This is a genomic window from Lentibacillus jeotgali (assembly GCF_000224785.1).
GTDB classification, from domain to species: Bacteria; Bacillota; Bacilli; order Bacillales; family Amphibacillaceae; genus Lentibacillus; species Lentibacillus jeotgali.
In genome coordinates this window covers 1-24672 of the sequence record NZ_AGAV01000011.1, presented here as the reverse complement: position 1 = coordinate 24672, position 24672 = coordinate 1, and the positions used below count along the sequence as shown (strand labels likewise).

33 protein-coding genes, 1 pseudogene and 1 riboswitch are annotated in these 24672 nt (G+C 37.5%); of the genes and pseudogenes, 3 read left to right on the top strand and 31 right to left on the bottom strand.

The features are described 5' to 3' along the window. Positions 1–228: 228 nt before the first annotated feature. The 11 genes from lipA to ON01_RS08420 form a co-directional block, all read right to left on the bottom strand. Complete coding sequence (gene lipA, locus ON01_RS08470; RefSeq protein ID WP_010530599.1) at positions 229–1200, bottom strand: lipoyl synthase; 972 nt, start codon at positions 1198–1200, stop codon at positions 229–231. A gap of 7 nt (positions 1201–1207) precedes the next feature. Further along, positions 1208–2053: a lipoate--protein ligase family protein gene (locus tag ON01_RS08465; RefSeq protein WP_029329059.1), complete on the bottom strand. Its 846-nt coding sequence runs from the start codon at positions 2051–2053 to the stop codon at positions 1208–1210. Positions 2054–2217: 164 nt separating this feature from the next. After that, positions 2218–2904, bottom strand: a complete 687-nt coding sequence (gene tenA, locus ON01_RS08460) for a thiaminase II (RefSeq protein WP_010530597.1) — start codon at positions 2902–2904, stop codon at positions 2218–2220. Between the two features lie 37 nt (positions 2905–2941). Continuing rightward, positions 2942–3301 carry a Lin0512 family protein gene (locus ON01_RS08455; RefSeq protein ID WP_010530596.1) on the bottom strand — a complete coding sequence of 120 codons (360 nt, stop codon included), beginning with the start codon at positions 3299–3301 and terminating at the stop codon, positions 2942–2944. 60 nt (positions 3302–3361) lie between these two features. After that, positions 3362–3991, bottom strand: a complete 630-nt coding sequence (locus tag ON01_RS08450) for a cysteine hydrolase family protein (protein ID WP_010530595.1) — start codon at positions 3989–3991, stop codon at positions 3362–3364. A 7-nt stretch (positions 3992–3998) separates the two neighbouring features. Continuing rightward, complete coding sequence (thiM, locus tag ON01_RS08445; protein WP_010530594.1) at positions 3999–4778, bottom strand: hydroxyethylthiazole kinase; 780 nt, start codon at positions 4776–4778, stop codon at positions 3999–4001. Between the two features lie 120 nt (positions 4779–4898). Then, a complete protein-coding gene (locus ON01_RS08440) occupies positions 4899–5330 on the bottom strand; it encodes a thiamine phosphate synthase (RefSeq protein WP_010530593.1) in 432 nt (143 codons plus the stop codon). Between the two features lie 57 nt (positions 5331–5387). Beyond that, the gene (gene thiD / locus ON01_RS08435) at positions 5388–6188 is read right to left on the bottom strand and encodes a bifunctional hydroxymethylpyrimidine kinase/phosphomethylpyrimidine kinase (protein ID WP_010530592.1); all 801 of its coding nucleotides are present in this window, start codon (positions 6186–6188) and stop codon (positions 5388–5390) included. Positions 6189–6244: 56 nt separating this feature from the next. Next, positions 6245–6685: an energy coupling factor transporter S component ThiW gene (gene thiW / locus ON01_RS08430; protein WP_050901112.1), complete on the bottom strand. Its 441-nt coding sequence runs from the start codon at positions 6683–6685 to the stop codon at positions 6245–6247. A gap of 92 nt (positions 6686–6777) precedes the next feature. Further along, a riboswitch (TPP riboswitch) is annotated at positions 6778–6894 on the bottom strand. Positions 6895–7446: 552 nt separating this feature from the next. Continuing rightward, a complete protein-coding gene (locus ON01_RS08425) occupies positions 7447–7773 on the bottom strand; it encodes a hypothetical protein (RefSeq protein ID WP_010530590.1) in 327 nt (108 codons plus the stop codon). Between the two features lie 131 nt (positions 7774–7904). Beyond that, a complete protein-coding gene (locus ON01_RS08420; protein WP_010530589.1) occupies positions 7905–8387 on the bottom strand; it encodes a hypothetical protein in 483 nt (160 codons plus the stop codon). Positions 8388–8524: 137 nt separating this feature from the next. Here ON01_RS08420 and ON01_RS19215 point away from each other — a divergent pair. Continuing rightward, positions 8525–9717 (top strand): annotated as a pseudogene (locus tag ON01_RS19215) (IS3 family transposase). 362 nt (positions 9718–10079) lie between these two features. Here ON01_RS19215 and ON01_RS08405 read toward each other — a convergent pair. The 9 genes from ON01_RS08405 to ON01_RS08365 form a co-directional block, all read right to left on the bottom strand. Beyond that, on the bottom strand, positions 10080–10646 hold the full coding sequence (locus ON01_RS08405; protein WP_010530588.1) for a shikimate kinase: 567 nt from the start codon (positions 10644–10646) through the stop codon (positions 10080–10082). Between the two features lie 123 nt (positions 10647–10769). Further along, on the bottom strand, positions 10770–11111 hold the full coding sequence (locus ON01_RS08400) for a hypothetical protein (protein ID WP_010530587.1): 342 nt from the start codon (positions 11109–11111) through the stop codon (positions 10770–10772). Positions 11112–11191: 80 nt separating this feature from the next. Next, entirely contained in the window at positions 11192–11440 is a 249-nt protein-coding gene (locus ON01_RS08395; RefSeq protein ID WP_010530586.1) for a hypothetical protein, read from the bottom strand. A gap of 59 nt (positions 11441–11499) precedes the next feature. Next, the gene (locus ON01_RS18550; protein WP_010530585.1) at positions 11500–11811 is read right to left on the bottom strand and encodes a hypothetical protein; all 312 of its coding nucleotides are present in this window, start codon (positions 11809–11811) and stop codon (positions 11500–11502) included. Between the two features lie 151 nt (positions 11812–11962). Beyond that, complete coding sequence (locus ON01_RS08385) at positions 11963–12208, bottom strand: hypothetical protein (protein ID WP_010530584.1); 246 nt, start codon at positions 12206–12208, stop codon at positions 11963–11965. 108 nt (positions 12209–12316) lie between these two features. Continuing rightward, positions 12317–12907, bottom strand: coding sequence for a tubby C-terminal domain-like protein (locus tag ON01_RS08380; protein WP_029329056.1), 591 nt, complete (start codon positions 12905–12907; stop codon positions 12317–12319). A gap of 195 nt (positions 12908–13102) precedes the next feature. Next, on the bottom strand, positions 13103–13615 hold the full coding sequence (locus ON01_RS08375; RefSeq protein WP_010530576.1) for a type 1 glutamine amidotransferase domain-containing protein: 513 nt from the start codon (positions 13613–13615) through the stop codon (positions 13103–13105). 207 nt (positions 13616–13822) lie between these two features. Beyond that, the gene (locus ON01_RS08370) at positions 13823–14074 is read right to left on the bottom strand and encodes a DUF3923 family protein (RefSeq protein ID WP_010530582.1); all 252 of its coding nucleotides are present in this window, start codon (positions 14072–14074) and stop codon (positions 13823–13825) included. A gap of 240 nt (positions 14075–14314) precedes the next feature. After that, positions 14315–15196, bottom strand: coding sequence for a Swt1 family HEPN domain-containing protein (locus ON01_RS08365; RefSeq protein WP_010530581.1), 882 nt, complete (start codon positions 15194–15196; stop codon positions 14315–14317). Positions 15197–15459: 263 nt separating this feature from the next. Between ON01_RS08365 and ON01_RS08360 the strand changes: the two genes are divergently transcribed. After that, positions 15460–16848 carry an IS4 family transposase gene (locus ON01_RS08360; protein ID WP_010530580.1) on the top strand — a complete coding sequence of 463 codons (1389 nt, stop codon included), beginning with the start codon at positions 15460–15462 and terminating at the stop codon, positions 16846–16848. A 187-nt stretch (positions 16849–17035) separates the two neighbouring features. Here ON01_RS08360 and ON01_RS08355 read toward each other — a convergent pair whose 3' ends face one another. The 5 genes from ON01_RS08355 to ON01_RS08340 form a co-directional block, all read right to left on the bottom strand. Continuing rightward, a complete protein-coding gene (locus tag ON01_RS08355; RefSeq protein WP_010530579.1) occupies positions 17036–17464 on the bottom strand; it encodes a hypothetical protein in 429 nt (142 codons plus the stop codon). 112 nt (positions 17465–17576) lie between these two features. After that, positions 17577–17888 carry an abortive infection family protein gene (locus ON01_RS19895; protein ID WP_245544996.1) on the bottom strand — a complete coding sequence of 104 codons (312 nt, stop codon included), beginning with the start codon at positions 17886–17888 and terminating at the stop codon, positions 17577–17579. Further along, a complete protein-coding gene (locus tag ON01_RS19890) occupies positions 17885–18370 on the bottom strand; it encodes a hypothetical protein (RefSeq protein WP_245544995.1) in 486 nt (161 codons plus the stop codon). The genes ON01_RS19895 and ON01_RS19890 overlap by 4 nt, the downstream gene beginning before the upstream one ends. Positions 18371–18448: 78 nt before the next feature. Then, positions 18449–18730 carry a YjcQ family protein gene (locus ON01_RS08345; protein ID WP_010530578.1) on the bottom strand — a complete coding sequence of 94 codons (282 nt, stop codon included), beginning with the start codon at positions 18728–18730 and terminating at the stop codon, positions 18449–18451. A 144-nt stretch (positions 18731–18874) separates the two neighbouring features. Then, positions 18875–19165: a YjcQ family protein gene (locus ON01_RS08340; RefSeq protein ID WP_010530577.1), complete on the bottom strand. Its 291-nt coding sequence runs from the start codon at positions 19163–19165 to the stop codon at positions 18875–18877. Positions 19166–19258: 93 nt separating this feature from the next. On the opposite strand from ON01_RS08340, the gene ON01_RS19510 reads away from it, so the two are divergent. Beyond that, entirely contained in the window at positions 19259–19411 is a 153-nt protein-coding gene (locus ON01_RS19510) for a hypothetical protein (protein WP_175284943.1), read from the top strand. 198 nt (positions 19412–19609) lie between these two features. Here ON01_RS19510 and ON01_RS08335 read toward each other — a convergent pair whose 3' ends face one another. The 6 genes from ON01_RS08335 to ON01_RS08315 form a co-directional block, all read right to left on the bottom strand. Then, positions 19610–20122, bottom strand: coding sequence for a type 1 glutamine amidotransferase domain-containing protein (locus tag ON01_RS08335; RefSeq protein WP_010530576.1), 513 nt, complete (start codon positions 20120–20122; stop codon positions 19610–19612). 1095 nt (positions 20123–21217) lie between these two features. Further along, positions 21218–21820, bottom strand: coding sequence for a hypothetical protein (locus ON01_RS08330; protein WP_010530575.1), 603 nt, complete (start codon positions 21818–21820; stop codon positions 21218–21220). Positions 21821–21970: 150 nt separating this feature from the next. Further along, entirely contained in the window at positions 21971–22147 is a 177-nt protein-coding gene (locus tag ON01_RS19505; RefSeq protein WP_010530574.1) for a hypothetical protein, read from the bottom strand. Positions 22148–22282: 135 nt separating this feature from the next. Beyond that, positions 22283–22498: a DUF6366 family protein gene (locus ON01_RS08325; RefSeq protein ID WP_010530573.1), complete on the bottom strand. Its 216-nt coding sequence runs from the start codon at positions 22496–22498 to the stop codon at positions 22283–22285. Positions 22499–22602: 104 nt separating this feature from the next. Next, a complete protein-coding gene (locus ON01_RS08320; protein WP_010530572.1) occupies positions 22603–23142 on the bottom strand; it encodes a GNAT family N-acetyltransferase in 540 nt (179 codons plus the stop codon). A gap of 89 nt (positions 23143–23231) precedes the next feature. Continuing rightward, positions 23232–24278, bottom strand: coding sequence for an NAD(P)-binding domain-containing protein (locus ON01_RS08315; RefSeq protein ID WP_010530571.1), 1047 nt, complete (start codon positions 24276–24278; stop codon positions 23232–23234). Positions 24279–24672: the final 394 nt, after the last annotated feature.

Sequence of the window (24672 nt, the reverse complement as noted above, 5' to 3'; positions counted from 1 at the left end):
TATCATCTATTAGGGGTAGTACCAGCGAAGCTGTCACCAGGGGCAAAGTAAGTAGATTACAAGTGGAAGGTAATAATTTAATTTTTGCAGCTAAAATAAATAAGAAAACAGCCTTGACCCTTACAGATCGGGGGGGTATTGGCTGTTTTCAGATATCAAAAGTTATAGTGGATTTTCACTATCAAGTTATAGATATTGACAAGCACACACTTTGTCCTTGTTTCATTCTTAATCTGATTGAAGCATATCTTTCAAGGAAAAATCGGCTTCTTTTCCGGCGAATTCTTCATAGCCTTTCATATATTGAATACGGCGTTGTGCGGATGCCGCAGTCACTTGTTCATCGGCATGATAAGAAGAGCGCACCAGCGGGCCTGACTGACAATGATGAAACCCTTTTTCAAGTGCGATTTTCCTTAGCTCCTCGAATTCATCCGGATGATAGTATTTTTCCACATATAAATGCTTCGTGGAAGGTTGTAAGTATTGACCAATAGTCATAATATTCACATCGTGTGCTAAAAGATCATCCATCGTCTCTAAAATTTCTTCTTTCGTTTCCCCAAGCCCGAGCATTATACTCGACTTTGTTGGGGTATTTGGCGCAATATTTTTCACACGCTGCAAAAGTTCAAGGGAGCAATCATAAGTTGCTTTTGCTCGCACACGTTTTGTCAAACGACGTACTGTTTCAACATTATGGTTGAATATATCCGGTTTTGATCCCATTAGCATATTCAGGCTGTCATAATCCCCTTTCATATCGGATGGTAGGATTTCGACAGTCGTTCCGGGATTGCGTTTATGCACTTGATTCACTGTTTCTGCAAAAACAGCTGCACCACCGTCGTTTAAATCGTCCCTTGCAACGGCTGTAATAACGACGTGCTTGAGTCCCATAACCTCGACAGACTCAGCCACACGTTGCGGCTCCCCCCAGTCAAGTTCATTTGGTCGTCCTGTTTTCACAGCACAGAAACGACAACCACGTGTGCATGTATCACCTAATATCATGAAAGTTGCTGTTTGTCGCTCACTCCAGCATTCGTGCAAGTTAGGACACTTCGCCTCTTCACAAACAGTATTCAACCGTTTCTCTCGCATTAATTTCTTAAGTCTCTTATACGAATCACTTGTGTTTATATTAATTTTTAACCAGTCTGGTTTTCTAAGCATTGTTTTTGTTTTATTGTTTGTCATTGTTATACTATTTCACTCCTGTCTTTCTATTTTTCTGTTTATTGTTCCATGTTTTTGTTGCATATTTCGTATCACGCAAATGAGTCACGTCTTCCCATAAAGCGTCGGTGGGTTTGAACGCTTCCGTTTCAATATGTAAACGTTCTTTAAAACCCTCGAGGAAAACCGGAATAAGATCATCATATTCTAGTGCTTCCTTTACCTGCTCATAAATGCCAGTGGCTTTACGGGCAAATCGTTCCTGCTGACGATTTCTTAATCTTTCACTCGGAAATCGAAAAAGATCAAACAACATGGTCGTATCGTAGCTTATCGGCAGCGATCCGTGCTGTAAGAGAACTCCCTTTCGCCGTGTCTGGGCATTGCCGGATAACTTTTTTCCATCAGCGAGTATTTCATAAATAGCCGGTGTTTCAAAACATACTGCTGATCGGTTGTCACCCGATTCCTGCTGTGGGCGTGCAAAGGTCGCATCGATACCGAGACTTTGATAACCTTTTAGTAACCCATCTGCGAGTACATAATATGCCTCATTGACGGTGTGCGGAATTTTTGAATGGTTTTCATTTACAATAATACTATACGTCACTTCATGGTCGTGTAGGACAGCACTTCCTCCAGTTAACCTTCTAACAAAATGACAGTCATGTTTGTGAATACCCTCGAAGTTAATTGTTTTTTGTTCATTTTGAAAATGACCAACAGAGAGACTCGGTTTATCCCAACCATAAAAACGAATAATCGGTGGAATTTTACCTTCACTGTGCCAGTTGAGTAATGTTTCATCAATGGCCATATTCGTTGCCGCATCATGAAAACCACTGTTTAAAAAAGCCCATGTTTCTTTCAAAATTGTCACCTCTAAAATACTGTAATGTAATTTTATCGTATCATTAAATAGTTGGAATGAATATCCTTTTAACAAAAAGCCTTTAACGAAAGGTAGTTGGACGGCGGTTAGCAAGCCACCAGCCTATTAATAGACCGATGACTATTCATGACATGATTAATTGAAAACTACACATTTGTTGCTTGTTTCTGTTCCGATGGCCACGTTTCAAATGTATAGGCCATTTCCCAGAAGGCGAGTTCATATTCTTTGGCCGTCACAAATTGAGCCTTCATTTTTTCCTTTTCCGTCTCGCTCACTTTAGCTGCTAGATCATCTAGTAAGTCAATCATTTCACGAGTAGATTCTTGGAACCAGTTACTTGCATACATCTGGATCCAATTGTTATAAATCTCCACTTCGGGTTTAGCATCCTGATTTTCCAAACCAATGTCAGCATATAACCAATAGCATGGAAGCATCGATGCAACTATTTGCGCCAAACTGCCGGATAATGCGGCCCGATACATATGGGATGTATAGCCATAGGCCGTTGGTGCCGGCTTAAAGCGGTTTATATCGTCATCTGTGATATTGAGAATTCTGGCGTGTTCCTTATGAACAGTAATTTCTGCTTCAGCCGTTTTTTGTGCTTTTTTAGCTAAAGATGCGGCTTGGCCAAAATCATCCGCATGAGCAGCTGCAAATGCATGGATTTTTCCATAATGCTTCAAATAATAGATATCTTGCATAATATAATGTTTAAATGTTTCCAATGGTAAATCACCTTTGACAATCTCCTGAACAAACCGATGATTCATACTGTACGTCCAGCTTTGTTTAGTTGCAGCTTTTAAAGATTCCGAAAAGCGCATTGCTATGCCCTCCTTAGATTTGTTGAAAATTATCTACTTAGTAGCCCACTTCAACTGCAGCATTCACGATATACATCAAATCGTTTTTATCTTGCTGATCTTCCAGGAAAATGCCGCTTGTCGTTGCCATACCACCTGTTACAACTTCAATCGTGACGTGACCATATGGAATCAACTCTTTGATTTTATTGTATTCCAATTGTTCTGAACCTTGGGGAATCGCGAGCTTAACATTGACCTTCATATTGTTTAAATCGCCATCGGGTAGCATACTGCGAATACCAGGCATTGAATTATAATGAATGGCATCCCTTACAGACCGATATGCCGCCACATTAACATCTTGGCCATGTACATCAAGACCAGTACCAGTTTCTATAAAAAGTATTTTTTCCATATTGGTATTCCTCCGAAAACCTTAATTAGTGTCACGTCTTAATCTTTACTTCAAGACAAGCTATTGTTCAATTAATTTACTAGAGTGAACAATGTTAGCAAATGTACCTTTCAATAGATGAAGTGCATATTCATGCTTTTCCTCATCATCGGATGCGACGCAGTCATATGGAACTGTGACGCAAAAATCTCTCATATATCCGTCTCGCGCTGTACTGTCGATACAAACATTGGTATAAATCCCAACCAAAATAATATGTTCGATTTGGCTGGCTCGCAATATTAACTCCAAATTTGTGTACAAAAAAGCGCTATATCTATGCTTGATAATAACCTTTTCGTTAGGTTCTGGTTCAAATAGATGATAAATATTAGCGCCCCACGTTCCTGGTTGACAATAAGAAAGAGTATTTTTCTGTTCCTGACGACCAAACCTTTCTTTTCGTGAAGGCGATTGGCTCCAAACACTATGTTCCGAAATCGTATGAATAATAGGGATATTTTCTCTGCGTGCAACATTCAATAAATGAACAATGCTCTTAAAAGTATCTTGAAAATTAGTGATGCTTTTCCCACGCTTAGAGGCTGTGCCATCGAGATGACAGAAATCATTTTGCAAGTCAATCAATACAAGGGCTGTTTTCCTATCAAACAATGACTCTCGCACCTTTTCCTCCGCTTCTTCATACATTGTATATTTATTGCTCCAATCTCTGATGTGTGGCAACGGTTTCCTCATTTAAGAAATATAGCTGATCTAAAAGAGCAGGTATGAATGATCCCGGTCCATCAGCTTTTTTCATGGCCAATTCTGCTGCTATTCCATATCCCGTTACGGCCTCAATGCTTGCTTCGTATATTCTCTCTCCGGCTATGCTTACAAAGGCACTAATAATAGATGTAAGCAAGCAGCCACTGGTTGTGATATTTTGTAGCATCGCATCTCCATTTTTACAAAGGGAAGTCCTATTGCCATCGGTGACGACATCTGTTTGGCCGGTTGCAATAACGACTGTTTCATATTTTCGAGCAACTTTTTCGGCAATAGATGGATCATTTTCTTCGAGAGAACTATCTGGGCTAGTTGTTTTTTTCAATGCTCCACCCAAAACGGCAATTTCTCCAGCATTGGCACAAATAGCGGTTAATTCAACGTTGGACAGGATGTCATCAATGACAGATGTACGAAAATTGGTGGCTCCAATTGCAATTGGATCTAATAATACAGGGACGCCTGCTTCGTTCGCTGCCCGACCTGCCAACATCATTGCCTTTGCTCGGTCTTTACTTAATGTACCTAGGTTTAATACGACAGCATCTGCTTTGCTCGCCATTTCCTCTGCTTCTTCTGGCATGTTAGATATTGAAGGTGAAGCACCCACAGCAATCAATCCATTTGCTATAAAATTGGAACCTACTTCATTCATAATATTGTAAACAAGGGGTGATTTTTCTCTTATTTTCATTAAGTAACTCACGATATAGACTCCTTTCATTAAATAAAGTTTGGATGACTAAACCAATCAATTTTAAAAGTTCACTTTAGCTTTTTCGTTAACTGGGCATACAGCTTGTTGTTGTTACCTCTTATAATCTGTCTACCACATCCTTGATATTTTGGGCTTTTGTAATAGCTGAAATAATGGAAACCCCATCTGCCCCAGCCTCAATAACCAATCGGGCATTATCGCGGGTATTTTGACTGTTTCCTTGGTTGTCGTTGAAAATATCGGACCGGCTCCAAAATAATCGACCGATTCGATGGGACTTTCATTTAATTCCTGATTGGTTGATACCGAGAGTCCAATCAATTTGTGAGGCAGACGCTTCCGTATTTCTCCAACAGGCATATCGTCTTGTCCGACGTGAATCCCATCTGCATCCAATTGGGCAACTATTCCTTTTTCACGGAACTGAAAAGCGGTAATCCCACTTTGAATCGCCTTTTCTAACGTTTCAACCGGATGATGCTCGCAATTTTGGCTTCCCATAATAAAATACTTTCGGAGTCGCTGTCTTAATTCAGTCATTATAGTCCCTCCTTTGAATTGTTGGTTCTAGAAGCAATTATTGTGTCACGTTTTGTTTTACACTTCATCAATTCGGGGCGCCCAATGATTGGTTGGTCCACTCCCCTGACCGAGAGATAATGAATATTGAATCGCAAGCGTCACATACCTTTTCGCTTGTTCAACGGCCCTATACAAAGATAAGCCGTGACTTAAATAAGCCGTAATAGCGGCTGACAAAGTACAACCTGTTCCGTGCGTGTTGTGGGTATCAATCCGATCAGCTGAAAAAGAATACGGATCCTTTCCGTCGTATAAAAAGTCAGTAGCGTCACCTTTTGTGTGCCCACCTTTAATAAGAGCAGCCTTTACACCAAAATGTTTAACAATATCTTTAGCAGCTTGTATCATGTCTTCTTCGTTGTTTACTTTTCTATCAAGTAAATGTTCTGTTTCAGGAATATTTGGTGTGACAATTGTTGTTAATGGAAGTAATTCATCTCTTAAGAAAACGCGAGCATTATCATCTATTAACGTACTTCCACTTGTTGTCACCATTACCGGATCCATTACATAAGGAGCATTTAAACTCGTGATTTTCCGCTTAATGATTTTCATCATATCTGTATTTGCTATCATTCCTGTTTTCAATGCTTGCACAGGAATATCATCAATAATTGAATCGAGTTGGGCCTCAATCATGGAAATAGGCAAATGGTGAACATCCTGGACACCAGTTGTGTTTTGAGCGACAACCGAAGTAATCACAGACATTCCATAGCTTTTTAACTCCTGAAAGGTTTTCAAATCGGCTTGGATCCCTGCTCCTCCTGTTGGGTCTGTGCCAGCAATTGTTAATGACGTTGGTATGGATTGCATTGTAATTTTCCTCCTTTAGGCATGACTTTTCCATATATTCGCCTGTTTCATTTTTGCTACGATATTAAAGCACCAGAAATGCTGCTGACAAGAAACGGTGGTATAAAGAAAAAAGCACCAGCTGAATCCCCCAACAGAATACGTGCAAATGGAACAGCGAACAGAGAGACTACAATACCTGTTCCGAAAGATTCGCCAAGGGCTGCCATGTAGTTTTTTGCGGTCATCCGATAAAGCCATGCAGCTAAAAAAGCACCGAACATGCCTCCGGGAAAGGCCAATAACGTACCTAAACCAAGCATATTACGAAGAAGTCCTATCATAAATGCGATGATAACAGCCGGTCCAGGGCCTAGCATGATAGCAGCTATGACATTCACGGCGTGTTGCACAGGATAAGCTTTTGCAACACCCGCCGGAAACCATATGAACTGTGAGCCTAGTATTCCGATAGCGACAAAGACGGACATAGTTGTTAGTAGGCGTGTGCGATTCAATTTCATGCTCCTTTCATTCCTACCAGGAGAAAACGAAAAAAGCCAGATCCAACAATTGGACCTAGCTTGAAATAGTTCTGATTTTAAAACATTGTCATGTCAGACTACTTCCCTACGCTGGTATTAACCAGATCAGGTCCGTAAGAGTCGGAAAGTTTCTAACGCCTTTCCTCTCAGCCCACGATTTTCGGGCACCCCTAGTAGTTTTTATTTTAATTTTCACATCGAGTATAGCACAATAATTATAATTTGTCCCAATTTAAAAAACCCCTTTGAATCCTCTTTACCGCCTAACGATAATCAAGACTTTTAGATACATTAGTTTAATTTAGAACTTAAAAAAGACGTCAGTTTAAAAACATTAGGTATCAGAAGGGGGTCGCAGTTATGTTAAATTTTGTTTAGTGATAAAAACCTCGCCGTTTTGGCGGCACTCTTTATGTGTAAAATACAAAAGTTCCGTAAATTACTTCGGAAAAAGAACTTGACCTTTAAAAAGTAATATTGCCTCGACAATTGAGTTTATTTATACTTAAAATTAACAGTGAAGTTCCGATACTTGCCGTTATAGGAACAATTTTAATTACTGTTTACAGCCTTTTTCACGGCCAACAAGCAACCGACACAACCTTGATAATTAATATCCTCTAAATCCGTGAAGTTCCTTACTCAATTCATCATTCCTCTTAATAAAATCATACAAAAAATCTTTTGTTATATAGGCCTGCTTTCCATTCTTATATTTAGTGGCTAATATTTGATTATTCTTTATCGTCAGATATACCTTTTCCTTTAGGAGCAGTAACTTGGAAACTGTGCATGATCCTATTTCTTACTTGAATAACTTCATCAAATTTATTAGCAATTACGGTGTTTGAACTTTTGGTTATGGTGTTCTTAATTGGTTTTGATAAATTTCCCGATGTACAATCTATTAACTGATGCCAAGTATATTCATCCGTTTCGTCATTCCTTAATATATTTTCAATAACAAACGCATTATTAGAATTGAAAACACAAATTGCGCTTCCTAATAATTCCCTATACTGCCTAGAAGGCAAGGATTGCCTGCTGTATTCTTCATACATTTTCATATTTCTCCTCTCTGTTTAGGGGATAAGTTTATTTCCAATCTTCAACAATCTGGCACAATCTTAGCATACAATCGTTCGTCAAAAGCGCCCGTTAACGGAATACATCTGATAAAGGTTTAAATTGTTTATTCTATCTCTAATACAAAAACCTTGGAGATAGTGCCAATGAATTTTCCATCATCATACCAACTACCAGTTATTAAATATTGTTTTTCGCCATCTCCATTTATGTCGATTTTATTATTTTTCAGTGTTCCATCTTTATATGATCCTTTATCTGGATCATACACCGTATACCCCCATTGAGTGGGTTCCATTCCTTCAATATTTAAAGATAATCTCTCATCATTAGTAATTTCGTTTGGCTCTATATCTTCGGTTAGTTCCTCCATATTAATGTTCTCGATTTTTCCAGACTCTTCACTACAATCATTATCTGCCCAGCAGTTTACTATTGTATCGGTATTTATGCTTTTGTCGCCTTGAGTTATAGTGATTTCTGGCTTTTCGTCTAATGTTTTTTCTTCTTCGGGAGACTCAGTATCAGTTGATTGGCAACCCGCTAAAAATAAAATAAGTAAAAATAATAGTAAACCCTTTTTTATCAAATGTAACTCTCCCTTTTTTGTTGCTCTTTTACTAATTCTATCTTTCGTTATATGGCCTTATTGATGTTAGCCTAATAATTGGACACAGAAAACAGAGATTTTTATACTGAAACTATTAATTCTTAGGAGTGTCCAAGATGAGCGGGAAACGATACGATAAAGAGTTTAAAATGTATGCTGTAAAGATGGTGACGGAAGATGGCAGAAAGGTGGCAGAAGTAGCACGAGAACTGGATATAGTCCATCAAACATTGCATAAATGGGTGGCTAAATATGAAGAAGAACAAGAAGATGCCTTTGTAGGGAGCGGGAACCTTCCTGCCAAAGATAAAGTAGAGTATGAAAAGGATAAGCGTATTCGTGACTTGGAAGAGGAGAATGCCATACTAAAAAAGGCTATGGGCATCTTCGCAAAAAGCCGGAAGTAATTTATGACTTCATCGAAAAACACCGACACGAATTCCGTGTGGCGAAGATGTGCGAGGTATTAGGTGTTTGGAAAAGTGGCTATTACGATTGGAGGGTTCGATCCAAGAGTAACCAGGAAAAGCGAAAAGAAAAGCTCACAGCACAGGTGAAGCGAGTATATATAGAGTCCTATAGAAGATACGGCAGCCCAAAAATCACAGAAATATTAAAACAGGAAGGCTGGGACGTATCACAAAAGACTGTGACCCGTATTATGAAGGAGAATGGCTTACGTTCGAAAACAGTGAAGAAATATAAAGCAACGACAAATTCAAAGCATTCTTATCCTGTTTATCCTAATTTATTGAATCAGAATTTCCACGTAGACCACCCAGGAGAAGTTTGGGTTAGTGATATCACTTATGTATGGACCAATGAAGGGTGGTTGTATTTAGCCACTGTCATGGATTTATTTTCAAGAAGAATCATCGGTTGGGAAATGAGCAGGCGAATGACAAAGGCTTTAACGATGACAGCTTTACAAAGAGCGATTCGTCAACAGGAACCACAGGAGGGACTGATTCATCATTCTGACCGTGGCAGTCAATATGCAGCCCATGACTACCAGGCCATTCTACGAAACTATAAGATCACGACAAGTATGAGCAGAAAAGGCAACTGTTATGACAATGCTTCTATCGAATCTTTTCATAGTGTCATGAAGAAAGAGCTTATATTTCATCAAAGATATCAGACACGTGCACAAGCAAAGCAAAGTATATTTGCCTACATCATGACTTTCTATAATTATAAACGTGTTCATTCGTCTATAGGATATTTGTCACCGATAGCTTATGAGAAAAAGTATGCGCAACGAATGGCTGGAACGAACGGAGTGGAATTTCTGTTACCTAAAAAGTAATGATGGGGAGAATTTGTTTCTCTGCAGCGAAGGCTACAGGAGCAGCCTGATAAATACTTAACAAGAATTCCAAATTTTAAGTGTCCAATTTCTTGACATAGGTCCATATAGCCAAGACTGCACATACCTTTCTTCCGGAAGTGCGCCCGTTTATTTCATAGATCTGCTACTATTCCTTATGTTATCTCCCAACACTTTCTCTAACCTGTATGCTATGAAAACAAGTGCTCCTGCGCCAGCTCCAATCATTACGCCATCTGTAAAAAATCCAATTATTCCTCCGATCAAGACAAACGTCGTTACCTGCAATTTCATCATAAATATTTTTCCCCTTGTACCAGTGACTTGCTTTCAAAAGTTACTTAACAAAATTCGTTATTGGATATTTTAATTATTTTGTCAGCAACTTCTTCTGGTGAACTACCATTTGTATAAACGATATGCTTAGCTAAGAATTTGTTTGATGTATGTTTAACGAAGTGCTCATTAAGTTTATATATATCATTGTTGGTGGTCTGATCTTTCAGTCTTGCATTTAAAACATTAATGGATTCCTTTTCATTTTGACTTGGCAGCAATAAAAATATATTATCGTATTTATCAAGGACATTCTTAACTTCTTTAAATAAAACTTCATCTTCATAAACAGAATGTCCTGCACCGAAATCGTGAATGCAATTTGGATAGTCATCTAATACTCTTTTAACTGCATGTGCTTCAAATGGCTTCCAATATGCATACATAGCCATATAGCCATCATTTTCATGTATTCTATTTTGCGTTTCCTTACTAAAACCTTTTTCTTCATAATAATCAAATCGTAAATCATCCATTGGTCGTTGAGGAATACCAGTTTTATTGGAAATAATTTCAGCTACTGTACTTTTGCCAGCGCAAATTGGTCCTATTAAAATAATAGTAGCCGACATCTAAATTCCTCCAACATTAATTTCTTCTAAAAGCAAATATATCCCGCAATATAGCACAACTCTATTGGAGCCTTCTTCCGCGAAAGCGCCCTATAATTTAATACTTCACAAAATACGAGGTAATTATAGGGCGTAAACAATAAGTACGATAAGCAATAGGAAAATTAAACCACACTCAATAGCAATACGTTTTTTGCTTTTATCCTTTTTTTTGATTTCTCTTTGTTTTTCCTTTTTAATTTGTTTATCTGTATTCATTATGATCCACATTATAGATACTGTAATAAGAACCACAACAATTCCATTCAAAAGCTTATTAAGACTTACCATCTCACCTTGAATAAGCGAACTATATAAATAAACTGCGAAACTTATGGTTATTGGGATAGAAACAAAAGTACGAATCAGTAATTTATTTTTTATTCTATTATATTCATTAACAGGAATGGAATCATTAATATCCAACACCTCCTCAACACCAATACTGATAGACGGCTTCTTCTTCCGGGAAAGCGCTCCTATTGCGGCAGTTTGTCACTGCAAATTTATTTACTGTTGTCTTTTACAAATATCTTGGGAACGAAATATGCAAGTGTTGCGGCAAGAAAGGCAATAAATAATGATGTGAAAGAAGAACCACCTTTAATAACAGTGGTATTCGATAAACCACCAACTTGGTTCCAAGCGCTCGTTATATCTGGAGTATAAAAAAACGTCACCAAATATCCAGATAAAATTTGGAATACCGCAAACAAAATTATAAAACTAATGGCAAATACAATATACTTTTTCATTAAACATCCTCCCTACATTGTTTTGTTCCGTTTTAGCGCCCGTTCGGAGGGAATATGATTTATTTCTTCTCAAAAATTTTAATAAGCCTTATAAGCCAATATAATCCTATCCAAGGGAGTATAAACTTTGTCGCCCATTCTATTAAATTTGGAACTACATATGATATGTTTACATTCATAAAATCAAGAACAAACCAAAGTAACAATATAAGTGCTATATCAATAACTATGTTTATAATTGGTATATTATCAATCTGTTTGGATCTTTTAATCGTTTCCCGAAAAGCTAACACAATTAGTACAATCGTTAGTATTAAAATTACAAAAGTAATTAATTGGAATATAATATCACTCCAAACAATTTCATTCATATAAACAACACTCCGATTAGGTATAATCAAGATTAAAATATTATACCAATTGTTTCAAATTGGCTTTATTTTTGCAATAAGTTATTCAATTAAATGGTCCTTATATGCGATACTGGCGCTAATCCTTATTAGAGAAAAGCGCCTCGATTGTTTAAAAAAGCATTATAAGACCTGAAATTAAAAATGCTATAACTAGAATTACTTTTATGTAGCCACTATACCTTGGAGTTTCATGCTTTTTTTCTAAATAATGCAGGTAGTTCACAAGTAAAAAAGATCCAACAACTAATATAGTAAACCCTATTGTATCATTTTGAATAAGCAAAGCCCTTAACGCCATAAATACTATTAGGAAATACCCTAAATACCCCAGTGTAAATTGGAGAATATGCTTCATATCTCCCCTCCTATGTTTATTTAACAATCTTGCCCTTTTGTATGGGAACAGGCGCCAGGTGTTATTCCGGAATGGCGCCCGATTGCTTAAGATGGCTGCCTAACTGATTCACCCCTTCGTTGCGTATAAAAAAGCATGAAAAACTCCAAGTATTAAATACTCATCTTCTATAAAATCGTTATCATATATGCGTACATTAACCCTTTGTTCACTGACATGTATATTCCAATCAGCTATTAATTTTTCACCTAGAAATATTTCTGCTGACTCTGATTTTAGGGTTAAAGCCTTCTTCAATGATTCCTTTTTGTATATTAAATAATCTTCACCCTTATACCGAAATTCTATTTGTTTAGGTCCAAAATTTGCATCCTTTCCATGCATCATTAGAATTTCACATTTTTCATTGTTGGAGTCAAAATAAGTAATAGCAATCTCACTTTTAAAGGTTCGAGGTTTAGAGTGTAACCGAACGTTTCCAAATTGATCCTTTAACTGGAATTTAAGAAACATAGGCACCCCACCTACAATTTCATCAATAAATTTCTTAATTAGATTGTCAAAGTAACCTTGAATAACCCCGATTTGTTCAATTCCTTTGTATACATTTAAGGGCTTTGTAGTAAAACCATTTAAACTGGTCGCATAATTATAATTCATCATTTCCAATTCACCTTTTGTTCTTATTACTATTTCCATACGAAGGAATCATATTTTCAGTTTCAATTACCCCCATTAAACGGACATCATATGCGGGTATTGGTGCAATTCTTGTTCCTGATTAGCGCCCGTTTGACGAAGATCATGGCAGATGGGCATGAGCGCTTTGTCTATTATCAAATAAAAAATAAAGAGAGGCTGCATGATTAACAGCCCCCCTTTACGATTGACAAATTATTTTTCTAAAAGCTTTAGAGATTCGCGATTGAATGCAGGAAGATCATCAGGTGTTCTGCTTGTTACAAGGTTTCCATCTACGATTACTTCTTCATCTTTTACAGTTGCTCCTGCATTTTCCAAGTCTTTTCTTACGGAAACAAAACTTGTTAGCTCTCTACCTTTTAGTTGGTCTGTATTAACGAGAAACTGTGGACCATGGCAAATTGAAAATATGGGTTTATTGTCTTGGAAAAATGTTTTCGCAAACTCACTATTCTTCGGATTAATACGTAGTAAGTCAGGAGAAAACCCGCCAGGTACGAGTAATGCATCATAATCGTTTGCATTTACTTCATCTATGCCTCTATCCGCTTGTATTTCGTCTCCATTTTTGCCATTGATGGTTTTTTTTGCTTCATTACTGATAATATCTACCGTATGCCCAGCCTCTTTGTAAGCTTTCACAGGATCAGTTAATTCAATTTCTTCTACCATGTCTGTTACAAGGACTGCAATGTGTCGACTCATATAGTACTTCCTCCCTTTATCATTCTCGAATATATTCTAGCATACTGCTCATAACTTTATTAAGCAGTATGCTCATGAACCGTATTATGCACGAACCAAATAACGATGCTCTAACTGACAGGCACTTGTTCCCTTCTACCTTATCGTGTTACATAAACGTGCCCTACAATGGCATTTGGGCGCTGGTCTTTATTCCCCAACTGCGCCCTATTCCTGAACAGTCATTTCTTTATTTCTTTTGTTTTTAATAACCAGCATTGCAACTAACCAACCAATTTGAATGAGCAAAGGGATCAAAAAAGGTAATGCTAAAACCAAAATATTTAACATAATGATTTCCGGAGTTTGAATAGCACCGGTCGCATCTACGTCTCTTTGTGCTAAAAAAATCGATCCTGCTGCGAATAAGGCCAACCAAAAAGCATTTACGATCCACCAAGCAATCCAAGCAAATTTCACCAAACCACCCCTCTTATGAACTAATAGAATAAAAGCCATCTGGCCCGATTCAGAAGTACGCAATTGCTCAATTAGCGCGCCCGATTATGGAACAGTCTTTTAGCTGTTATCGTATTGAGGAAATAGTATTTCCACCATTTTCACGTTGACAAAAACAATAACGCCCTCCATACGCAAAATCAACTAACCCTAAACAGCCATAAATCCTTCCGAAAAAATATTATGGAGTACTCACTATGACTAAAACCAATCATAACTTTTACTAAACTTGTCTTCAATTTGTTTTAGTATAGAATTATAGTAGGATTTCAGAAGATCTCTTTCAGTTTTACCGACATAACTATTGTGTGCAATTAAATTTCTACAATCGGCCATTTCATTAATCTTGGGCAATATAAAATCCTGAGTGTCAAAATACTCCTCAAACATATCCCAATTATTATTGATCAATGTACCTAAGTCTTTAAAATCCAAATAAAACAAGCTATTGTCCCCTCTGACGCTTAACCATTTTTTCTTTTCTGCTTTCTCTTTTCTACTTGACATGGTATTTTTTAATGATTTTGTCACATTTAATTTACTAAAATAATCTTCTCCGTATTTTTCCTTTGATACTATTTCAATAAAAACCCTAAGTGAATTTTCAACTGAATAAAGGTATGTATAAACCTCTGCCATGTATTTACCCTTTTCCCTGATATCTTCTGGTAATATATGTTTAATTATCGAATTAGTTGTTTCACTCACTTGATTTTCCAAGTCCGAGACAATATCATCATCAAAGCTGATACTAAGATCGGGGGCAAATTCAATTTCCTTAAGATCAAAGCCAACCTCTCCTGGTATCAAATTATTGCATATTGCAAACAAATTGTTTTTGTTTGCACCCGTATTGAGAGTGTCGATGTTCGCTGGATGAACATAAAACTTAATACCGACACCCTCTGCGTCCCACCTACCGGAATGATTAACGTAATAGGAAATCCCTAATTTATCTACAGAAAGTCTGGATTTTTTTAGGAAATTATATAAATTTGTTTTACCTTTTCTTTTAAGCTCATTTCGTATCCCAATAAGAAACTGCTCATTAGTAAATGGTAAAGTATAGGTAAAATCACTCATTTGACTAACCACCTGTTTAAATAAATTTCTACTTTTTCCGTCCAATTTAATATATTAACTTGTTCTTTTAAAACATAACTAAAATACTTCAATACTCCGATTTACAAGTTTTTTTCTACTCAACTTTCGGAGTTGAATACCGAGGATAAACGCTTGCCAAGTCAGCACTTATCGTCCTTTTTCTATCAAAAAGTATAAAAAAACACCCTTTTCTTTGGTAAAATATAGGTAACCAAACCAAAACCAAAGAAAGGATGTTTTCTATGGCTACTTTACCAAATTCTGATCAAAATGAAAAGCTGAATTCCCGGGTGACCCGTTTTTTTAAACAGGCCAAGATTGGTACTTTTCTGCATCGGGCCAACATTCACAAAGAAAAAGGCGTCTCTGCGTTACTGATTGTTCAATTCATTTTTTCACTTGTGCTGCAAGGTAAAAACTTGTATCGAACACTTGAATCCGGACGTCCATCCAAATCGTTGCACAAAGACGCTGTGTATGATCTCTTGAAACGGACGACCTATAACTGGCGCAAGCTTCTTGTGGATGTGGGCGAACATCTTATCGAAAAGTACATCCTTCCGTTGACATCAGGTGACCGGGAGCGCGTTCTGGTATTGGATGATTCCACGTATGGCCGCAACCGCAGTAAGGCTGTGGAACTTTTATCCCGCGTGAAAGATCATACCACCGGCGATTATGTCAAAGGTTTTCGCATGCTCACATTGGGCTGGTCGGATGGTGCCACATTCCTGCCGCTTTCCTTTTCCCTGTTGAGCTCGAAAAAAGCTAAAAACCGTTTTCAGGAAATCAATCCGGCTATCGATAAACGAACAGTCGGATATCGTCGTCGGAAGGAAGCATTGCGAAAAGGAACAGAAACCATGTTTACGCTGCTGGATGCGATTAATCCTGTAAAGCTTGGTGCCAAAACGCTTCTCTTTGACAGCTGGTTCGCGTATCCCGGCATCATTAAAAAAGTGGTCATGAATTATCCGCTGCATGTGGTCTGCATGATCAAGCGTTCGCCAAAGATCCACTACACCTACAAGGGGAAGTCCTATACCCTTAACCAGCTTTATAAAAAGGTGCGTAAAAAACGTGGTCGTGCGAAAATCCTTTCCTCTATCCTTGTCGGGATAGGCCCCGATGAAAACGATGATGACATCCAGGCCCGCATTGTCTTTGTACGTGATCGAAACCGTTCCAAACAATGGTTGGCTCTGCTTACAACAAATTTGGAACATTCCGAGGAAGACGTGGTTCAGATCTACGGGAAACGCTGGGCCATCGAATGCTTTTTCAAGGTTGCCAAATCCAACCTGAAACTGGCAAAAGAATTTCAGTGCCGCAGCTATGATGCCCTGACGGCTCACACAACCATTGTTTTCCTGCGCTATATGATGCTCGCTGTCAGTTCCAGGGAAGAGGAAGATCCTAAAACCATCGGCCAGTTGTTCTTCGTGTGCTGCGACGAAATTGAGGATATTCGTTTCGCCGAAGCTCTTTTGACCATTCTGGAATTATTGGGTTCGATGTTAGCTGATGAATTCCTGCTGACCGATCAGCAGATTCAACAATTCCTGGACCGCTTTTATGATAAGCTGCCGGATTTTTTACAAAAACCATTGCAGGATCCAGGTGCGGCCTGATAAAAGAATACGAATCATCCTTTACATATCAGGGTTTGCGTTCCGAATTTGGTGTCCGAAAGTTGAGTTTTTCTAATTAACCTTTACTATTCATTATGCTCCTATGTCCCAATCGTCCCCCATTCATCTGCCAAATGGGAAAGTTTATTCCAGATAGGCTCCCGTTTCCGAAACAACGAATTTTTATTTAGCCTTTAATATCATTTTCATAATCTTTTATGATTGCATTTTTTATCTCTAAGTATAGATGGTATATTTCATACGTATCCTCTGGTTCAGGCCCCATAACTTCAGCTCTTTCCTCTACAAAATCTATTCTTAACACATTCTTGACTACCTTTTTATCAAACAAATGCAGATTTTCATATAAAATCTTTCTGGTACCCTCAGCATATGCTTTCGATTCAAAATCTTCTTTCTCTCCATGATGCATTGGTATTACCAAGGGAGAGTTTTCTCCCTCAAGTAAAAGGAAATTATTATAAGCAATGTGCTTTTGGCGTTTATCATTTTTCTTCTCAGTTTTTTCTTGGTGCTTTGTTTGTGCTACATATGATATGACACCACCAATTACAACACCAATCAAACCAACTAAAGGTTGTAATATTTCATTCATAAAATCTATTTTCCACCTTCAAAGATTATTATTCCCACTTCAACAATCTGACCGATGAAGCAATAACTGGAGTGTTCCTGTTCCTGATATGCGGTCATTAATGGGTAAAAATTTAACCATCATCTTGATGGGTTTGTATCAGGAATAGGGACATGGAACCAGCTAAATTAACTGCTAGTTCTGCATGACGAATATCGGGCTTATAATATCGTACCTTACCTTTTCCATGAGCGTCTCCATGTGCATTTCTTAAATTACCTAAACCATTAACGATTGATGAGCATCCGCCTAAAATTTTTTTGAAAAGCTTTAAATCATGTTGTTCTGGTGATAAATTAAGTTCATTAGCCACCATCTTATACATGTCGGGTAAATTAGTATTTTTGTGGTATGTTATATTTCTTTCATCTAATATATGTTTCAAAACACCTTCCACCAGTGTCCTGGAAAAGTGATAGCACCTTCAGGATCATTGGCTTTTCTCTCTATAGCTGTGTTCCAATAATTGATAACGTGTTCAGAATTAAGTACACGCAAATTATCATTAATTGATTCAATTAAAGGTGAATTTTCATGATCCTCAAGATATGACAGTAGCTTATTAAAATCATCCCAAATAAATCGTCTTCTTTCAGCATATGTAGGGAATTTATATTTTATAAACTGCCAAAACTGTGAAAGATCTCTATTATTTATTACATAGCAAGGTAACAATTGTTTAGTTTTTTCATTTTTTAAGAAATGCCTTCTAAGTTCTATATAATGTTCGTTATCGACTGGTCCGTCGTTAGTACTCATATTAATTAGTAGCCTCTGTAGGTATTCTGCTTTTTCAAAATCACTTATGAACTCTTCTAAATCAGTTTTTTTATTTTCCTCAGATAAATAATCAAAAATATTATTCAAGTGACCCCCCCTTTTTTTAATAAAACACTATTTGGCGTCCGTTCTTATTGACAAAAGTTACTTTTCCAAAATTTAATTTTAAAGCCTTATCCAATCCCTTAGCTCCTTGGCGGTTCTATAAGACCTTGCTAATGGCGAATTTTCATCTACATACTTTTCACCTAACGGAGTGGGTCTCGGTCTTCCTAAAAGCGATGTTTTTGTAAAGGTAATTCCAGTAATATACCCATCATCCTGCAGTTCACGAAGAAATTTCACATAATCTTCCTGATTAACGCCAAACGTTTCATGAGTAGGCCGTTCTCCTTTATCAAATTCTTTTATTATTGAATATCTCAACTTTCTTCGGCTGAACCCCATAAATTCAACATCTCCTCATCAACAATTTATTTCAATTCTTTCCTACACTATTATACAATGTAACCCAATGAATGAGGGAACCATTATCCAAGAATGGTTCCCATTTACAACATAGATAGTGTGGCAGGCTATCTCGCAAACATGCTACAATTTAAACCATTCCCTTACTTCTTTTAACCCTTTATACGTCTTACTTAGTGCGCTATGTTCATCTAAATACCTTTCACCTTTTTCAGTCAACTCAGGGCCGATTTTATTTAAGTGAGGTCTATTATCAGCGTACATAACACCCATTAGATAATTCTCCCTCGTGAGAAATCTTACCGCCTCATCGAACTCCTCTTCTTCTACATGAAAGTCTTTTTCTGATAAAGGAGTATTATTCTCATACACCTCTTTTAAAATTGCATACCTTAGTTTCTGTTTTTTATTCAATTTTCTCCACCTCCTCCCTTCGAATAACTTCTACAAAAAGAAGGATTTTCCTTTATTTAAATCGAATTATGTCACTATAGGGGAGGTATGTAAATGACTGAAGAACAATCAGATAAGATTATCAGTTTGCTCACTTTAATTCATCAAGAGCTTGAATCCATAAGTTCACATACATCGGGGACTGAAACTTACGTGATGAATTTGGAATCTAAGTTAGATGACATCGAAAAATCCTTAAAGAGCTAGAAATTGGCACCCAGCAGGGTGCCTTTCCACACAACCCTTATTCTAATCTGGACTTATCAAAAAGACTGGACACAATTATTCCTTTCTTGCGCCCGGTTGACGAAGATCATGGCAGATGGGCATGAGCGCTTTGTCTATTATCAAATAAAAAATAAAGAGAGGCTGCATGATTAACAGCCCCCCTATACGATTGACAAATTATTTTTCTAAAAGCTTTAGAGATTCGCGATTGAATGCAGGAAGATCATCAGGTGTTCTGCTTGTTACAAGGTTTCCATCTACGATTACTTCTTCATCTTTTACAGTTGCTCCTGCATTTTCCAAGTCTTTTCTTACGGAAACAAAACTTGTTAGCTCTCTACCTTTTAGTTGGTCTGTATTAACGAGAAACTGTGGACCATGGCAAATTGAAAATATGGGTTTATTGTCTTGGAAAAATGTTTTCGCAAACTCACTATTCTTCGGATTAATACGTAGTAAGTCAGGAGAAAACCCGCCAGGTACGAGTAATGCATCATAATCGTTTGCATTTACTTCATCTATGCCTCTATCCGCTTGTATTTCGTCTCCATTTTTGCCATTGATGGTTTTTTTTGCTTCATTACTGATAATATCTACCGTATGCCCAGCCTCTTTGTAAGCTTTCACAGGATCAGTTAATTCAATTTCTTCTACCATGTCTGTTACAAGGACTGCAATGTGTCGACTCATATAGCACTTCCTCCCTTTATCATTCTCGAATATATTCTAGCAGACTGCCCATAACTTTATTAAGCAGTATGCTCATGAACCGTATTATGCACGAACCAAATAACGATGCTCTAACTGACAGGTACTTGTTCCCTTCTACCTTACCGTGTTACATAAACGTGCCCTGCAATGGCATTTGGGCGCTGGTCTTTATTCCCCAACTGTCAGCAATAGGTAAGCCTTTGAAGTTATCTCCAGCTTTTCCCCTGCTCCACAAGGAGCGTGCAAGTTTCCCCGCACTCCGCGCTCCCTCTAACTGAGTCTACTAGATGATAAGTTCCTCGTTACCTTCAAACAAAGAGGTCACATCAAACCTTGTGTTTGAAAGCTCGCACTGTGTAAAGTCACACATTCCTACCCGATCGGTGCGATGCACGCTTGGAAAACCATCGTTCCATTCGCTAGACTTGGGGCTGTTCCTCCACTTCCATTACAGAAGCTTCATCAGTCATGCCCCTACCCTCACAAGAATAAATGCTTTTTGGCATAAGCCTTATAGCAACCGTTTCAGATGACAGTCCTTGTTTCAACGTTCCTTGCTTTCCAAGTGCCTTACAACGTAGCTATCTATTCTGGACGTAGGTGCTTCCTATAAGCCTGTGAGCTGGATACCGCCGTTGTCCGGTATAGCGTATTTCAGAGGGCGCATTTTTACTCTACACCACTCACGCCATCGTTGGATGACCCATAAGGTTTCCTTATGTTCAATCTTTAGACCCGTACATTCGGAAGTTCGTCAGTTCCCTTTCACGAGAACATTCTCACCTTATCCAGTTTTTCAGCCGCGCGGCATATCCGTTAGCATACCTTCTCCTATGGAGTGGCTTCAGCCTTCGTTCTGCCGAATCTACCTGTTCTTCAAACCCCATGACCTGTCAGTCATGACGCAGGCAGGAGTATTGACGGGATGGTTTCGGGAAACATGGTTCCGTCATTCCCATCCTCCGTTGTAAAGTTTGGATTAATTAAGTAATCCTCTGCATTTCACGCTTCAAAACGCTTATAGCATATCTTGTCGAACGGCGCCCGATTGATGAAGAAATATCATATAAAAATTCACCTTATAGGTTTAGCTTTAAACAAATAAACAACATCATATTTTTTCATTTCACTAGAATCCTCGTAAAAATTTGACCGAAAAGACATTGAATTATTTTCGTTATTAGATATAGCAATCCCTGACAATACTGCTTCTCCGTTTTCTATAGATATTTCATTTTCTTGAAAGGTTCCCATAGTACCTTTTTTCTCTATATCATTATCTAATACACTTGTCGATCCTGTACTTCCGCCACTGCTGATACCAATATTAAATGCAGAGTGATTCACCTCAGCATTGTCTTTCTGAGATGTAATAATAATCGTTCCCTCACCATCACTAACCTCTAATGATATTTGGGTTAATTTATCATCGACTAGGTCTCCTTTTTTATATTTCTCTACCTTTACAGACATTTCATTATATTTGTTATCTATATTGAAATTAAAAACAAATGATTCATCTGAAGTTGTTGAAAGAATCGCTTTTTCCATCTTTGATAAATCAGTACTGGAAATAGTGTTCGTATCGGTATTGATATTACTGCTGTCGTTATCACAAGCACTTAAAACAAAAGCAAATATGATGGTTAATATTAAAATACCTAACCTTCTTTTCAATTCACTTTCCCCTTTTTATAGCGATTTTGTTTTTCATTCACAATACGCCATTTTTCTTAAACTAGCCTAATTCCGTTAAATGTTCCGATGAAGCAATAATATGCGCAAAGAATTATTTCGCGGAAGTTTCGATGGCAAAAATATCCAATTTTAATTGGCTTTTTCTTCTTCTGGCATCTTTTCTAAGGTTACTAATATAAGGGTTGCTATCGGGCCAAGGAACAAAGAAATGAAAAACCAATTAAGACCCGATCTGTTTTTCCCTTGTGCCAATCCAGCGTTAATAAGGGTAAGAGTTCCCCAGCCAACAAAAAATTGGTCTTCCACGCTGATCCCCCCTTAGTAATTGATTAAGCAGTGCAAAAATAAAAATAATACGTAAAAGTTCTAATAACGTCCTCATTTTCAACATTACCCCCTATACGTTATCAGGTCTAATTCCTAACTTAGGAAAAGCAGCCGTTAGCGAAAGAAAACAGCATATATTATAAACCCTAATATCAATACAAGAATGATTATACCAGTACCCTTCCAACCTAAACCACCAACTAATTCAACTAGACTTCCATTAGAACTTCTATGAAATGAATCCCTTAAGTTACCAGTTGGGTTGCCTTTCCATTCTTCTTGTCTTAGTCTCTCTCTTCTTTCTTCAGGTGTTTCGTTATCACTGCCCAATTTATCCCCCCCTAAGAAATTTATATCTTATTTCACAATCTGGCCCTTATATGCGATTGTGGCGCTATCCCTTATTAGGGAAAAGCGCCCGTTAATTGAATACCTTATTCAAAAAAGACACTCGGATATTCAATTACACCAGAAACATTATCAAGGGAGCCTTCCTGTAATTCAATAGCCATTAATGCTTCTTCAGGTACTGCAAATGGCGCTTTAATTTGCCATAGAGATGCCTTCTTAAAGCCAAATTTCGGATAATATTCTGGATGACCTAATACAATAATTGACTGATATCGAAGCTCCTTTGCTTTTTCTAATACCCTCTTTATTAGGGACGTTCCTATACCTTTATTTTGATAATCAGGTAAAACAGAAACGGGTGCGAGTGCCAATGACTTCACTTTTTGATTGTCACCATTACCAATTAACACCTTCGATAAAAGAATATGCCCGAGTATTTCATTCTTATCTTTGTCAACAGCCACTAAAGATAATTCGGGAACCAATACATCGGATTTCCTGATTCGTGAAACCAAGTTATGCTCATCCTGATCACTTTGTTCCGCAGAAACAAATGCAATTTTTACAACCTTCTCAGTTGATTCATAATCAATTTCCTGCTCCTGTCTAATAATAAAATTCATACATACAACTCCTAATTTCATAATCTGGCCCTTATAAACAGGCGCCAAGTGTCATATTCCAGAATGGCGCCCTTCGTATTGTTGAAGATTTATCTTGTCAATTTATCCATTATGTACATTGCATCTTTCCCAACACCACAAACAAGGGCTGACCCACGACTATGTTGCCAAGGTAGTCCAATGTAATAAAGCCCCTCAATTGGACTGATACCTCGATGATGTAAAGGTCTTCCTCCATTTTTATCAAGTGCTCCATCTATATGAATAATTTCACAAGAAGGAATAAAACCAGTTGCCCATATGATTTGATCAATTTTCATTGTGCTTCCATCAGAAAAGAAAGCTTGATTTCCAATAACTTCAATCACCCTTGGTTTAATCAATATCTTTTTATTTTTAATGGCTTGTTTTAATTCTTTTCCAAATATAGGATCATTTCTTTTTTGAAAGAGTTTGCCTCTAATTGTATCTGTACCGGCATATAAAAGTTGAAGTTTCTCCAACCAATAAAAAATACTTTTTCCAAATACTTGTAAAGGGAGGAATTTTAACTTATGTGATATCGCAAGGATGACTTCTCTATCCTCCGATAGCTCCACCGCAATTTGCGCTCCTGAATTACCGCCTCCTACAATCAATACAATCCCATCATTAAGATCTTCAGGTTCAGTGTATGAGGAAGAGTGGATATGTGATAACTCGTTCTCATTATGAATTACAGGTGGTATATATGGTTTTTGAAAGGCCCCTGAGGCTATAACTATTTTTCTTGATTGAAACCTTTCATCTTCTGTAAATACGTTAAAATAATTATTTTCCTTTTCAACCCTTGTAACCATAGTATTCATTTTATGAGGCAAATTAAAGTGTGCTACGTAACCTTCTAAGTAATCAGCCATTTCATCCTTTGTTGGGTAAGAATCGGGATTACCTTGCATTTCTAACCCTGGAAGAGCAGAATATGACTTCGGTGTGAATAATACTAGCGATTTATAACGGGAACGCCAAGAGTCTCCAATACGTTTTTGGGGATCGATCATCAGTAGACTTTTGATGCCTTTTTGTTTTAATTGATGGCTCATAGCAATACCAGCTTGACTAGCACCAATAATGATAACTTCATAAATATGTTCCACGTTGTCCCCCCCCCCTCCCTTATTCCGTATCATTGCCCTTACATATGGAACGGGCACCAAGACTTATTCCGGAATGGCGCCTCAATTGCTTTAAAAAACAAAAGCAAGTAATATAGCAATGACCAAACTTTGTGTAACCACCACTTGAATTGTCCTCTTATCAAGTTTATTCTTGTTTACAATTAACCTTTGACCTATGTAACTTAAAGTCAAGACAATGAGAAAAGTGACAATAAGAGTAAAAAAGAATCCTTGTATCAAACAATCTCCCACCTATTTGTATTTCTGTTTTAATAAAATTTTAGCATATTATTGGCCATTCAGACTTTAAGTTATCAAGAATATGACCCTTATATGCGATACTTGCTGAGCTATTCCTTATTAGAGAAAAGCG

What these genes read in the sequence shown, in the direction of transcription:
- ON01_RS08360 (WP_010530580.1), top strand. Translation starts at nt 15,460, where the DNA reads ATGGCTACTTTACCAAATTCTGATCAAAATGAAAAGCTGAATTCCCGG.
- ON01_RS08455 (WP_010530596.1), bottom strand. Translation starts at nt 3,301, where the DNA reads ATGGAAAAAATACTTTTTATAGAAACTGGTACTGGTCTTGATGTACAT.
- ON01_RS08395 (WP_010530586.1), bottom strand. Translation starts at nt 11,440, where the DNA reads ATGAAAAAGTATATTGTATTTGCCATTAGTTTTATAATTTTGTTTGCG.
- ON01_RS08375 (WP_010530576.1), bottom strand. Translation starts at nt 13,615, where the DNA reads ATGAGTCGACACATTGCAGTCCTTGTAACAGACATGGTAGAAGAAATT.
- ON01_RS08355 (WP_010530579.1), bottom strand. Translation starts at nt 17,464, where the DNA reads ATGAATGAAATATTACAACCTTTAGTTGGTTTGATTGGTGTTGTAATT.
- ON01_RS19510 (WP_175284943.1), top strand. Translation starts at nt 19,259, where the DNA reads ATGACTGAAGAACAATCAGATAAGATTATCAGTTTGCTCACTTTAATT.
- ON01_RS08440 (WP_010530593.1), bottom strand. Translation starts at nt 5,330, where the DNA reads ATGACTGAATTAAGACAGCGACTCCGAAAGTATTTTATTATGGGAAGC.
- lipA (WP_010530599.1), bottom strand. Translation starts at nt 1,200, where the DNA reads ATGACAAACAATAAAACAAAAACAATGCTTAGAAAACCAGACTGGTTA.
- ON01_RS08365 (WP_010530581.1), bottom strand. Translation starts at nt 15,196, where the DNA reads ATGAGTGATTTTACCTATACTTTACCATTTACTAATGAGCAGTTTCTT.
- ON01_RS08405 (WP_010530588.1), bottom strand. Translation starts at nt 10,646, where the DNA reads ATGTCGGCTACTATTATTTTAATAGGACCAATTTGCGCTGGCAAAAGT.
- thiD (WP_010530592.1), bottom strand. Translation starts at nt 6,188, where the DNA reads ATGCAATCCATACCAACGTCATTAACAATTGCTGGCACAGACCCAACA.
- ON01_RS08335 (WP_010530576.1), bottom strand. Translation starts at nt 20,122, where the DNA reads ATGAGTCGACACATTGCAGTCCTTGTAACAGACATGGTAGAAGAAATT.
- ON01_RS08425 (WP_010530590.1), bottom strand. Translation starts at nt 7,773, where the DNA reads ATGTATGAAGAATACAGCAGGCAATCCTTGCCTTCTAGGCAGTATAGG.
- ON01_RS08385 (WP_010530584.1), bottom strand. Translation starts at nt 12,208, where the DNA reads ATGAAGCATATTCTCCAATTTACACTGGGGTATTTAGGGTATTTCCTA.
- ON01_RS18550 (WP_010530585.1), bottom strand. Translation starts at nt 11,811, where the DNA reads ATGAATGAAATTGTTTGGAGTGATATTATATTCCAATTAATTACTTTT.
- ON01_RS08345 (WP_010530578.1), bottom strand. Translation starts at nt 18,730, where the DNA reads ATGGGGTTCAGCCGAAGAAAGTTGAGATATTCAATAATAAAAGAATTT.
- ON01_RS08320 (WP_010530572.1), bottom strand. Translation starts at nt 23,142, where the DNA reads ATGAATTTTATTATTAGACAGGAGCAGGAAATTGATTATGAATCAACT.
- ON01_RS08450 (WP_010530595.1), bottom strand. Translation starts at nt 3,991, where the DNA reads ATGTATGAAGAAGCGGAGGAAAAGGTGCGAGAGTCATTGTTTGATAGG.
- tenA (WP_010530597.1), bottom strand. Translation starts at nt 2,904, where the DNA reads ATGCGCTTTTCGGAATCTTTAAAAGCTGCAACTAAACAAAGCTGGACG.
- ON01_RS08380 (WP_029329056.1), bottom strand. Translation starts at nt 12,907, where the DNA reads ATGGAAATAGTAATAAGAACAAAAGGTGAATTGGAAATGATGAATTAT.